Annotated in this window: 8 protein-coding genes; 4 read left to right on the forward strand and 4 right to left on the reverse strand. The window is 51.1% G+C overall.

The genetic code is table 11. The features are described 5' to 3' along the window. Positions 1-25 precede the first annotated feature (25 nt). The gene (bshA, locus tag L1278_RS07580; protein WP_253402509.1) at positions 26-1174 is read right to left on the reverse strand and encodes an N-acetyl-alpha-D-glucosaminyl L-malate synthase BshA; all 1149 of its coding nucleotides are present in this window, start codon (positions 1172-1174) and stop codon (positions 26-28) included. Between the two features lie 69 nt (positions 1175-1243). Then, entirely contained in the window at positions 1244-4135 is a 2892-nt protein-coding gene (locus L1278_RS07585) for a glycoside hydrolase family 3 N-terminal domain-containing protein (RefSeq protein WP_253402511.1), read from the reverse strand. Positions 4136-4556: 421 nt separating this feature from the next. On the opposite strand from L1278_RS07585, the gene mutL reads away from it, so the two are divergent. From mutL to L1278_RS07600, 3 genes are all read left to right on the forward strand, one after another. Further along, positions 4557-6383 (forward strand): DNA mismatch repair endonuclease MutL, encoded by a 1827-nt coding sequence (mutL, locus tag L1278_RS07590; protein WP_253402513.1) that lies wholly within the window; start codon positions 4557-4559, stop codon positions 6381-6383. 114 nt (positions 6384-6497) lie between these two features. Continuing rightward, entirely contained in the window at positions 6498-7277 is a 780-nt protein-coding gene (locus L1278_RS07595) for a rhomboid family intramembrane serine protease (protein ID WP_253402515.1), read from the forward strand. A 69-nt stretch (positions 7278-7346) separates the two neighbouring features. Beyond that, on the forward strand, positions 7347-8261 hold the full coding sequence (locus tag L1278_RS07600; RefSeq protein ID WP_253402517.1) for a rhomboid family intramembrane serine protease: 915 nt from the start codon (positions 7347-7349) through the stop codon (positions 8259-8261). A gap of 571 nt (positions 8262-8832) precedes the next feature. On the opposite strand, the gene mdh is transcribed toward L1278_RS07600, so the two are convergent. Then, positions 8833-9774, reverse strand: a complete 942-nt coding sequence (mdh, locus tag L1278_RS07605) for a malate dehydrogenase (protein ID WP_253402519.1) — start codon at positions 9772-9774, stop codon at positions 8833-8835. Positions 9775-9934: 160 nt separating this feature from the next. After that, positions 9935-11275, reverse strand: a complete 1341-nt coding sequence (gene tilS / locus L1278_RS07610; protein WP_253402521.1) for a tRNA lysidine(34) synthetase TilS — start codon at positions 11273-11275, stop codon at positions 9935-9937. A 116-nt stretch (positions 11276-11391) separates the two neighbouring features. On the opposite strand from tilS, the gene L1278_RS07615 reads away from it, so the two are divergent. Further along, the gene (locus tag L1278_RS07615; protein WP_253402523.1) at positions 11392-13230 is read left to right on the forward strand and encodes an OstA-like protein; all 1839 of its coding nucleotides are present in this window, start codon (positions 11392-11394) and stop codon (positions 13228-13230) included. Positions 13231-13243 lie beyond the last annotated feature (13 nt).

Below are 13243 nucleotides of genomic sequence, written 5' to 3' on the forward strand. Positions count from 1 at the left end.
CGGATTTTTTGTCTTTATTCCTGAATTACAGTGGATTACTGGTTTCAGCCAATTGTGCGTCGATGATGCGCTGGTAGAATTGCTCGTAGAGCGGCACAATCTTCTCGATGTCGAAATCGTGGGCGCGAGCCAGTGCGTTTGCTTTGAAAGTTGGCAGATTAGCATCGTCGAGAATGAGCAGGGCGTTGTGCACCATGTCATCCACATCGCCTACGTTGCTCACAAAACCAGTGAGGCCGTGCACGTTCAACTCAGGTATACCGCCGGCATTGGTCGAAATTACGGGTACTTCGCAGGCCATCGCCTCGAGTGCAGCCAGGCCAAAACTCTCTTTCTCAGACGGCATCAGGAACAGATCGGCGACGGAGAGTACTTCTTCCACAGCCTCCAGCTTACCCAAAAAGCGCACATCATTGTAAATATTCAGATCGCGGCACAATTTCTCCATTTTAGGGCGCTCAGGGCCATCACCCACCATCAACAGTTTGGAAGGCATTTGCTCACGTACTTTGGCAAAGATCCGGATCACGTCCTCCACGCGCTTCACACCCCGGAAGTTGGAAGTATGCACCAGAAGTTTTTCGTTGTTCGGACTGATGGCCGCCCTAAAGTGATCCTTTTTCTGGCGCTTGAATTTGTTCAGATCGATGAAGTTAGGTATAACCTCAATGTCTTTTTCGATCTGGAAAAACTCGTATGTCTCGGTGCGCAAACTCTCCGACACAGCCGTTACGCCATCAGACTGGTTAATGCTGAACGTTACCACCGGCTCAAAAGAGGCGTCCTTGCCCACCAGCGTAATATCTGTGCCGTGCAGCGTTGTGATGATAGGTATATGGATGCCCTTGGTGCGAAGGATTTGTTTGGCCATGTAAGCCGCAGAAGCATGCGGTATGGCATAGTGCACGTGCAGCACGTCGAGTTTCTCGAAACGGGCGATGTCTACCATCTTGCTGGCCAGCGCCAGTTCGTAGGGCGGGTACTGGAACAGCGGGTAATTCGGGATGTATACTTCGTGGTAGAACAGGTTCTCGTTGAAAAAGTCGAGCCGGGCCGGTTGGCTGTAAGTGATAAAGTGTACCTGATGCCCTTTGAGGGCCAGCGCCTTGCCGAGTTCAGTGGCGACCACGCCGCTTCCCCCGAAGGTTGGGTAACAAACTATTCCGATTTTCATGGTTTTATGCTGAGGAAACAACAAGTGCAGCCCCACGCGGAGCTGCACTTGTTAACAATCCATTCTATGTTAAGTTTTAGGAACAATCGATTTATAAATCACATCGTGAATACGGGTTCGGATATTATACTTCACCAGTTTAGAGTTGCCTGCGTCCGGGTATACCCTGTTGCTCAGGAAGATGTAGATCAGTTGGTTCTCCGGATCAACCCAGGCGCCTGTACCTGTGAAACCTGTATGGCCGAAGGTAGCTTTTGAAGCTAAGTTCGAAGTCGGACCGTTGCCATCCGGGTCGGGTTTGTCCCAGCCCAGGCCGCGGCGGCTGGTGGTAGATTGGCGCTTCGAGAACTCTGTCACCACCGGGGTGTTGTAGAACTTGTGGCCACCATAGTTGCCGTTCTGCAGGTTCATCTGCAGGAGCACCGCCAGGTCGTTGGCGTTTGAGAACAAGCCTGCATGGCCGCCCACACCACCCATCATGGCAGCGCCCTGATCATGCACCGTTCCCCAGATCAGATTCTTGCGGAAGTAATTGTCATCCTCGGTCGGCACAATCACATCGCGCTGGTGCTTCAGGAGCGGGTTATAGGTCATGGTGCTCAAGCCGAGCGGACCGTAAAAATTCTGATCCATGAACTCATTCAGCGGCTGGTTGAGCATACGCTCCGACATACGCTTGAGAATATAGAATCCCAGATCGCTGTACTGATAGCTGTAGGATTTGGCCGCTTTGGGCTTCACCAGCAGCGGCGAGCGCACAGTCCAGGCCCAGAGCGAGTCCTCCATCGATTTGATAGAGTAGATGCCCGGCACCACTTCGTTCGGGAACACATCGTTTTGAGCGCTGGCGTAGAAGGTCTGATTCAGCTGCAGCTTGTCCAGTGTTTTCTGCCAGTGCGGTATACCTGCCCGCAAACCCGACTGGTGCGCCAGCACATCACGAACCACTAAATTTGCTTTGTTGGTACCTTTCAACTCCGGCAGGTATGTCGCTATTTTTTCATCGAGGTTGATCTTGCCCTGGTCTTTCAGGAACATCACGGCCTGCAGCGTAGCCGCCACTTTGGTGATGGACGCAATATCGTATACCGTGTTGTTTGTTACCGGCTTTTTCTTGTCGTAGGTATAGTGGCCGTATGATTTGTTGAAGATCACGGTGCCGTTTTTTACCACCAATACTTGCGCGCCTGGCGTTGCAGCATAAGCAATGGCTTCGGTAGCGATGTTGTCGATCTGGGTCAGGGTTCTGGAGTCCATACCTACACTTTCAGGCGTGCCGTACTTCAGGCGACCAAGGGAAGGCGTGGCTATACCTGTACCTGCCTTTAGGGTAGCCGAAGCGGTTATCGGTAGTTTGCCTTTTGCGGCGCGCGCTCCAAACAGCACCTGCGGCACCAGTGACTGCGAAATCGCGTTGTCTTCGTATCCGGCCACCAGCCACTCGCTCTTGTCGAAGAACTTCAGGCTATAGGCGTTTCCAAACACGGCTACCACTACTTTTTTGTCGGTGCGATCCTGTAGATATTTGATAAAAGCACGTGTACCCAGACCTATACCGAAGTCGCGGAAAGGGGTGTTGTTCATGCCATGCACACTCACGACCACCACATCATGGTCCTGCAGCTTAGATATAAGTTTAGTAAAGGCAGTGTCTGGTGCGAAGCGGTCTTTGATGCTGAACTTGGTTACCGGAGCGTAGTTGCCCAGTGTTTGCTGGAAAATGCTGTTCGGTCCTGTGCCAATTGCCACCGATGCAATGGTCAAAGTATCAAGATTGCGGAAAGGAATGAGGTTGCTTTTGTTGCGGGCAACGGTTACGGCATGCTCGTACAGCTGCTCCTGCACCACATTGCTCAACGGACGATCCATGTCTTGCTGCAGATTGGTCAGCGATACCGGCTTGTAGTTGTTCAAGCCAGCCCAGTACTTGGCATGCAGTATCTTGCGCACACGCTGGTCAATGTCTTCCTGCTTAATTTGCTTGGCCGCAATGGCTTCGTTGATCTTGCGTAAAGCAGTTGGCACATCCTCCGGGAACAGCAATACGTCGTTACCGGCCATCAAAGCTTTTAAATCCACCTCACCAGGCTTGTAGAAGCTGCTCACGCCTTTCATGTTCAGGGCGTCGGTAAACACCAAACCTTTGTACTTCATCTTTTCTTTCAGAAGTCCTGTTACGATTGGTTTGGAGAGCGTAGCTGCCTGGTTTTTAGTCGAGTCGATCTTTGGCATGTGCAGGTGTGCGACCATCACGCCCATCACACCGGCCTCAAAAGATTTATGGAAAGGGTATAGCTCCACCTCCGAGAGGCGTTTCATGTCGTGGTTCACCACCGGAAGGGTCAGGTGGGAGTCGGTGTCGGTGTCGCCATGGCCGGGGAAGTGCTTGGCCACGGCGATCACGCCGTGGTCCTGCAGGCCTTTGATGTAGGCTACACCACGCCGGGCTACTTCTTCTTTGGTTTCGCCGAAAGAGCGGTTGCCGATCACCGGGTTAGCCGGGTTCACATTCACATCTAATACCGGTGAGAAGCTTACGTGCACGCCCATACGCTTCATTTTAAGCGCAATTTCGCGGCCCATCAGGTATACGTACTTGTCGTCGTCAAGCGCGCCCAGCGTCATTTGCTTGGCGAAGTGCATGCTACTGTCGAGGCGCATGTTCAGGCCCCACTCGGCGTCCAAAGCGATCAGTGCGGGCACTTTTGCTTTGCTCTGGAAACGATTGGTTAGTTGCGCCTGCCGCACTGGGCCACCCTGCATAAACATGATGCCGCCCACGTTGTAGCGGGCTACGAGGGTATCGATCTGGCGGAAGTGCTTTTCGTCCTTGTTGGAGTAGGCGGCCACCATAAACAGCTGGCCCAGACGCTGATTGGGAGTCATAGATGTAAAGACACTGTCTACCCAACTTTGCTCTTTAGAAGCCACAATGATGTTGTCTGACGGAGTCAGTGACATCAGCGGACCCATGCCGAGAAAGATAAGTATAAGTAATCCTAAGCTAAAACTCTTCAACATCCTGTACTGGTATTATTATATTGGAACAAGTCGAAATTACCCCTATTTTTGCAGAAGGTGGTTCAAAAAACGAGAAAAATTATTTCCGGTCTTTTTTGCCTCCCTTAGGCGGTATGGCAGATGGTTCTTGTAGGTGCTAACGGCCCGAGAGTCACAAGTCATGCAGCTTCTCTAGTTAAAATCAGAACCCCAGACTTTCTCTGATTTCCGATCGCGTTTTGCAACTGGTCTGTAAATTAGTAATAAAATTCGTTCTGAATAAGTTCTGTTTTGACAAAATAGTATATTCAAAAACCCGGCCGTTTTCGGAAATCGGGTGCTCCGAAGGGAAGATACCATCAAATTGAATTTGAAATAGCGGATGTCCGATATTATACACTTATTGCCCGATTACCTTGCCAACCAGATAGCTGCCGGCGAAGTGGTGCAGCGGCCTTCATCTGTTGTGAAGGAGTTGCTCGAGAACGCCATAGACGCCCGCGCCACCAGCGTGCAGCTGATCGTGAAGGAGGCGGGAAAACAACTGGTGCAGGTAGTGGACAACGGTATCGGCATGTCGGAAACTGACGCCCGCATGTGTTTCGAGCGACACGCCACTTCCAAGATCAAATCGACCGAAGACTTGTTCCGGATCCGGACAATGGGATTCCGGGGAGAAGCCATGGCCTCGATCGGAGCAGTGGCGCAGGTGGAGCTCAAAACCAAGCCGCATGGCGCCGAAGCAGGGACACGCCTGCTGGTAGAAGGCTCCACGGTGGTGTTGCAGGAGCCGGCTGCTATACCTGCGGGATCATCCATTGCTGTCAAAAATCTTTTCTATAACGTACCCGCCCGTCGCAACTTTCTGAAAACGAACGCGGTGGAGATGCGCCATATCCTCGACGAATTCCAAAGGGTGGCGCTGGCTTACCCGGAAGTAGCTTTTACGCTGCACCACAACGATGTAGAGATATTTAGTCTGCCGGCAGGTAAGCTGAGTCAGCGCATTGTAGGCGTGTTTGGCAACAACTACAAAGAGCAAATGGCCGGCTGCGAAGAAGAAACGCCTTTTATGAACGTGCGTGGCTACATCGGAAAGCCTGAGTTTGCCAAGAAGACCCGGGGTGAGCAATTCTTTTTCGTGAACAACCGTTTTATCAAGAGCGGCTACCTCAACCACGCCGTGATGACGGCCTACGAAGGACTCCTGCCAAAGGACAGCCATCCGTTCTATGTGCTTTTCATCGACATTGAGCCGGAGCGGATCGACATCAACGTGCACCCGACCAAGACCGAGATCAAGTTTGAGGACGAGAAGACGGTATACGCCATTGTGCATGCTGCCGTGAAAAAATCGCTGGGGACGCATAATATTGCGCCTTCGCTTGATTTCCAGAGTGATGTGAATTTTGCGCCGTTGCAGCCGATCCGGATGCAGCATGGGGGAGAGGGGTTTGAAAGTGAAGGCACATTCTCAGGCTTTAAGGCACCATCCTCACCCAAAAAGGCTAGTTCCAATGGCTGGGAACAGCTTTACGAACCTTTGCGCAATACGCAGCCGGTACAGCATCAGGAAGAACGAATCACGTCGCCATCAGGTATGGGCTTGCTCGACGATGCCTTTGCTGCGCCCATGACCACATCCAGCAAAACTTTGCAGGTACATCACAAGTATTTGTTGGTGCAGGTGAAGTCAGGGGTGATGATCATTGACCAGCAGGCGGCGCAGGAGCGGATTTTGTTTGAAAAGTACATGGCCTCGCTGCAGAAAAAGATGGTGACCTCGCAGGCGCTTCTTTTCCCGCAGACCATCGAGTTGTCGCCCGCTGATTCTGCTTTGGTGAAGGAGCTTCGGGCAGAGTTTCAGGAACTGGGTTTCCAGTTCGAGGACTTTGGTGGCAATACCATCATCCTGAATGCTATACCTGCCGATGTGCAGGCGGCTAACGAAAAAGAGCTGCTGGAGGAACTGATTGAACAGTACAAAAACAATCTGGCCACGCTCAAGTTGGATAAACGGGAGAACCTCGCCCGGGCCATGGCCAAGCGACTGGCTTCCAAGCTGCAGCCGCGCATGTCAGACCTCGAGATGAACTCGCTCGTAGACAAGCTGTTTGGCTGCGAAGTACCCAACTATACCCCCGGCGGACAAAAGACATTGGTCATCATGGAGCTAGGTCAGCTGCACGAGCTTTTCCTGAAGGGGTGATTTTGAATTGTTAAATTGTTGATTGTTAGATTGTTGTTTTTGCTTTTCTGAGTTCGTTCTTAGGTATAGGTATAGCCAACAGGTATAGCAAGCGACGCGAGAAAAGAAGATAAGATGTTCAATATAACCCCCATGGTCAGGAACCTCCTGATCATCAACGTGGTGGTGTTCATGCTACAGTCAGCAGGTGTGTTCGACTACCGATCATTCGCACTGCACCACTTCGGTTCCGACTATTTCCAGCCGGTCCAGATATTTACACACATGTTTCTGCATGGCGGCTGGGCGCATTTGTTCAGCAACCTATTTATGTTGTTCATTTTTGGGCCTCTACTGGAACGCTTCTGGGGCTCACAGCGCTTTTTAGCTTTCTATTTGATTACAGGTATAGGGGCTAGTTTAATGTACTCTGGAGTGCGTGCATATGAATTGCATAACCTAGAGCAGGAAGCAGTGCAGTATATCGAAAATCCGACTCCGGTTGGCTTTCATAATTTTATGGAGTCGCATTTCTCTGGTAATTACGATAAGAGTTTAGCCATTAATTTTCAACGCAATCCTGATAGTCCGGAATTTATTGAGCATACAAGCAGTATAGTACGAAGTGCATTTAGTGCTTCCTTTAATTCACCAATGCTAGGTGCCTCTGGTGCCATATTTGGAGTGCTTATGGCATTTGGTATGCTCTTCCCTAATCTTGAACTCTTTCTGTTGTTTCTGCCCTTCCCCATCAAGGCCAAATATTTTGTGCTTGCTTATGGGGCTATAGAACTGTACACGGGCTTTAACAGGGTGCCGGGCGACAATGTGGCACACTTTGCACACCTGGGAGGTATGCTGTTTGCGTACATTCTTATTAAAATGTGGCAACGCAACGATTATCAGGATACGTAATAGTAAAAACAATAAGTATAAGATAGCAAGGCATAAAAGCCTTTCCGCTCTTTTCAGCTAACAGGTATAATGAGTATCATCCAAGACATAAAAGACTCTTTCCGGCAGCAAAACAATACCCTGAAGCAACTGATTCTGATCAACGTCATCGTTTTTGTGACTTTGATCGTGCTTCGTACGGTGCTGTACCTGACCAGTAGCAGCTGGGCCTACACGGGGCTGATGCGCTTTATCGCGCTCCCCTCTGACCCGCTCGTTTTCATCACCCGTCCCTGGACGATCATTTCGTATTTCTTTACCCACGAAGGCTTCCTGCACATCATTTTCAACATGCTCAACCTCTACTGGTTCGGGCAGCTGATTCGCGAGTATCTTGGTGAAAAGAAATTGCTTAGCCTTTACATATTAGGAGGTATAGCCGGTGGTTTGCTCTATATGCTGAGCTACAACCTGATTCCGTACTTTGCCGACCGCGCCGCCTATGCCGTGATGATCGGTGCTTCGGCCAGTGTGCTCGCGGTGGTCGTGTCGGCGGCTACGCTGATTCCGAATTATACCTTCAACCTGATTCTGATAGGTCCGGTACGAATCAAGTACATCGCTGCTTTTCTGGTGATTTTGTCTATTTCCGGGGCTGTGGGCGATAATGCCGGCGGTAACATTGCGCACTTAGGTGGCGCTCTCTTCGGCTGGCTTTTCGTGAAGCAACTACAGCGCGGTCGCGACATGGGGCGACCGTTGCACAGCACCATGGATTTCTTCACGAACCTGTTCAAGCGCCGTCCGAAACTGAAAGTAACGCACCGTCAGAAAGCTACAGTCGGGAATGATTCCCGGCCTTCCTCCGGCTACCACACCGGGTATGCCGGCAAACCCAGCCAAATGGAGATCGATTTGATCTTAGATAAGATTTCTGTGTCGGGTTATGAGAGTCTTTCCAAAGAAGAGAAGCAGAAGCTGTTTCAGGCAAGTCAGAAGGATTAATCAGGTATAATTATTTTCTCGCTTGGCCAGCGGGGCTCTGTGCGATGACGCGAGCGTCCTCGCTCGTGTCTGCTATGGTGGGGTCTCCGGCCCAGGTATAGGTATAGCACCTTTGCTTTGTAGCTAATGTCTTTTCAGGTATAGCTTCCTTATTTGTTTCATGGCTTCGCCTGTGCGGCGGGCACCTACTTTTTTCCTTGATGAAAAAATAGAGGGCCCCTGCCCCCAGTAAGCAAAAAAATCAAGACGCTCCAAACTCACTGACCGCTCAAACACAAAATCGTCACTTGTGCACCGGGCTAGGGCTATACCTTCGTAGTCTCGGTGCAAGTTAGCCTGCTATACCTGCCAGTGGTACGTGTGGCATGTGTCAAATCCTACAGCACTTATACCTAACTATAGCAATGGCAGAAAGGTCCCCCTTTCAAGGGGGCAGGGGGATGTTAATCGTGCACTCCGACATTATCAATCCTGAAAATCTTTCATAATCCTGCAAATCCTGATTCAGACAAAAAAAGCACCGCTCCTTTACAGAAGCGGCGCTTTTCGTATCAATAAGTAGGTATAGCGATTAAGCTTTGGAGGCGTTGATGTTGTCTAGCGCTTCCATTACTTCTTTCACGTGACCGCGTGACGTTTCTAGCAGTTGCTTCTCGTCTTCGTTCAGTTGCAGTTCGATGATCTTTTCAATACCGTTTTTGCCCAGAATTACCGGAACACCCAGGTATACGCCATCGATGCCGTACTCACCTTCGAGCTTCACGCAAACAGGGAACACACGGCGCTGGTCGCGCACGATTGCCTCCACCATCTGAGCAGCAGCTGAACCCGGTGCATACCAGGCAGAAGTACCCATCAGTTTTACCAGTTCACCACCACCGTTCTTGGTGCGGTCAACAATAGCGTTCAGTGTTTCTTCGTCGATCAACTCAGTTACCGGGATGCCACCAACTGTGGTATAGCGTGGAAGTGGAACCATCGTGTCGCCGTGGCCACCCATTAATACTGCCTGTATGTCTTTTGGAGATACGTTCAATGCCTCAGCCAGGAATGCTCTGTAGCGGGCAGTATCTAGGATACCAGCCATACCCATAACCTTGGTGCGTGGCAGTTTAGAGGTGATGTGCGCTGCGTACGTCATCACGTCAAGTGGGTTAGAAACTACGATGATGATGGCGTCAGGCGAGTGCTTTACGATGTTTTCTGTTACCGACTGCACGATACCGGCGTTGGTAGAGATCAGGTCATCGCGCGTCATGCCCGGCTTGCGTGGCAGACCAGATGTGATTACTACCACGTCAGAACCCGCAGTTTTGCTGTAATCGTTGGTTACGCCAACAGTGCGCGTGTCGTATAAGTTGATGGGAGCTTTCTGCCAGATATCAAGCGCTTTGCCCTCAGCAAAACCTTCTTTAATATCCACTAAAACTACTTCGTTCGCGATTTCGCGGTAAGCCAATACATCGGCGCATGTCGCACCAACGTTACCAGCTCCAACTACGGTTACTTTCATTGTAGGATATACTTTAATTATGGTTTGAGAATCAGTTTACTTCCGTAAAATTAGAAAAATCTATTGTTAAAAGCGTGCTTTTCGGACAAAAGACTATGTGACAAAAGGCAAAGGATTTTTAATTATCCGTACATGAAGTCTTTTGTCCAGGATTCATTTGTCAGGAAGCCGCAGGCTTCCGCTGCAACGAGACCTCCAGCACCTGTTCTGTCTTCTCAGTTACTTTAAAGCGGTTATCGAGTCGCTGGCCCACAATCCAGGCAATAGACTGCTCTGATACCAATACCAGCGTTTTGGCTTTAAGGTTGGCCGGGATCTTCTTGTCGATCATGAAATCGCTGATTTTCTTTTTGCCGTTCATGCCGAGCGGTACAAACCAGTCGCCTTCCTGCCAGGGGCGCAACTTCAGCGGAAATTTAAGCAGGCCGGCATCCAGGGCAGCCACATGGGGTTTTGTGTTGAGCTTATACTCACTGGCAGGTACATAGCGCAGCGTCAGGTATACATGCTCCTCGTTTACTTCAGTCTGACCTTCGGCTATGGTTACACTGCCAAAGCGACTCAGGTTGCGGGGCGTGATCACGAGCTGGTCGCGGTCTTTGACCAGGGTATGGCTCGGCGAGTCAAACTGTTTGCCCGGTATACCTTCCAGCGCCTCCACCAGTTCCAGCACCACGGTATAGCTGAAGTTAAAAGGTCTCAACAGCTCGTGTAGCACAACCGGCAGGCCCGTCGCGTTCTGCAACGGCACCAGCGACAGGTATACGGCGTCTTCGGCCTCCTTTATACTTTGCTGCCGCAGGTTGTTGATGTAGGCGTGCACAATGGCCTCGGCCTGACTTACCCGCTCGGCCGTATGCTGCATGGTTTCCTCCAGGTTCGGGTTGATTTCCTTGAGCACCGGAATTACCTCATGCCTGATTTTGTTGCGCTGGTACTTCGTCGTTTCGTTGGATACATCTTCCCGCCAGATTAGTCGCTGCTCGGTCACGAAGTCGAAAATATCGTCTTTGGTAACAGTGAGCATTGGCCGGATGATGTGGCCGTTTTTGGCAGGTATACCGTGAAGCCCTGCTATACCTGTGCCCTTGGTGAGGTGCAGCAATATGGTCTCTGTCAGGTCGTTGCTATGGTGGGCTGTGGCAATGTAGTCGTAACCTTCCTGCTTGCGTACCTGTTCAAACCAGGTATAGCGGAGTGTGCGGGCTGCCATTTGGGTCGAGAGTTTTTCCTGCGCAGCAAAAGCACGGGTGTCGAAATTCTCGGTAAAGAAGGGCACCTCGTACTTTTTGGCCAGTTTTTTGGCGAAGAGTTGGTCGGCCTCTGCGTCTTCGGCACGTAGCCCGAAGTTGCAATGCGCAATGGCAAACGTATACTTAAGCTGGTGCAGTACTTCGCAAAGCACCACCGAATCGATGCCGCTGCTTACGGCCGCCAGTATTTTGCTGTCGGGCTCGCAAAGGGTATGGGATTGGATGAAACCGGAAACTTTCTGTAGCATAAGGCAGCGGCTGGTATATTTTTTATAATTTTGAAGTTAAGAACAGGCAAAGGCTGCAGGTATAGAAACGTTGGAATGAAACGTTGCCCCTGACCCTTGTCTTTTGTCCATAAAACATGAACATCACAAAATTAGTCTATTCTATTCTCTTTACGCTATTCTCGCTGACAGTTTTGGCGCAGGAGCAGAAGCCTCCGGTGACTCCGCGACAGGCGGCGCAGAAAGTTCGTCCGCCGCAGCCGCCCAAAATCGTGCCGCAGCAACAGCCTCCCCAGCCACGCCTCAACCAGCCGCAGCAGGCACCTCAACAACCCCGCACCACACCACAGCAGGATACAGCCCTTCCGACGCAAACGCCGGCTCAGCAAGGGCCTCAGCAGCAGGGGCAGCAGGACCGAGTGCAGCTGAAGAATACAGAAGAATTGATAGGCACGATCATCAATGGGAAGCGTGTCAACAAACTGATCGGGAACGTGATCTTTCAGCAGAAGGAGACGCTCTTGTATGCTGATTCAGTGTACCAGTACCGTGACAGCGAAATACTGGAGGCTTTTGGCAACGTGCGCATCAACCAGGCTGATACCGTAACGATGACAGGCACGAAGGCGATTTACGATGGCGCAAAGCGCACCGCCAAAATGAGTGGCGGCGTGACCATGCAGGATCCCAACATGACGCTTACGACGCCAACCCTGGACTATAACCTGGATTCTCGCACGGCAGTTTATACCGAAGGCGGCACCATCGTGCAGCCCGAAAACCGCCTGCAGAGCCAGCGCGGCACCTACGATACCAATACCAAAGTCTTCACTTTTCAGCAAAATGTGAAAGTGTTCTCGCCAGACTACGAGATCACGGCGCAGAACATGCGCTACAACACCGAAACCAAGGTAGTTTACTTCCAGGGGCCAACTTTTATTAAAGGACAGAATGGCGACCTTTATGCGGAACAGGGTACTTACAATACCGTCACCAAAGTGTCGCGCTTTGGTCGCAATGCCTACATCGTAACACCGGAGTACCGTTTGGGAGGCGATGACCTGTACTATGACGAAGCCCGTGGCTACGGAGAGGCGAAAGTGAACATGACTATGCGCTCCCTCAAAGACGACGTGACCATACGCGGACAGGTAGGCCGCTACTGGCGCGAGCAGGGCGTGGCCAAGGTATGGGGCAATCCGGTGATGGAGTCGATCATGGACGGCGACACGCTGTACATGTCCGCCGATTCGCTTATTTCCCGCGAGGCGAAGGCGGACGGGCAGCCCAGTATGCTGTTCGCTTTCAACAACGTGAAGATCTTCAAATCAGACCTGCAGGGCACCTGCGACTCGCTCAGCTACAACAGGACTGACTCGCTGATGTACATGCACCGCAACCCAACACTGTGGAGTGAGCAGAGCCAGATTGTGGGCGATACCATCCGCATCCACATGCGCAACAAGACCATCGATAAGATGTACATCTTCAGCAACTCATTTATCACCTCCGAAGACTCGCTCCAGAACTACAACCAGGTGAAAGGCCGCAACATGGTAGCGCATTTTCAGGACGGTCGTATGCGGCGGGTGAACGTGAACGGCAATGGCGAAAGCATTTATTTTGCGCTGGAGGGCGATTCGGTGCTGACAGGTATGAACCGGGCCGTGTGTAGCGATATGGTTTTAAACTTTGCAGAAAATAAAGTCAAATCTATTTCGTTTCTTGTTAATCCGGAGGCTAAATTCATACCACCGCACGAGTTGCAGGCCTCGGATCGAAGGCTGGAGGGGTTTGCCTGGCTGGAAGAACTCAGACCCGATAAGAATGAGGTGGTGAACCCGCGGGCATCGGTAAAAGAACCGGCTGCGCCTGCAAAAGCCGCTACGCCAGCAAAAGGCAAGGCATCGGGCACCAAGTCAGGTCAGTCCAAAGGCAAAAAGCCTGCTGCCAAACCGACGCCGGTCCGCCAGTAAACACTATATTTTC

The sequence above is a fragment of the Pontibacter sp. HSC-36F09 genome, assembly GCF_024171605.1.
GTDB lineage: Bacteria > Bacteroidota > Bacteroidia > Cytophagales > Hymenobacteraceae > Pontibacter.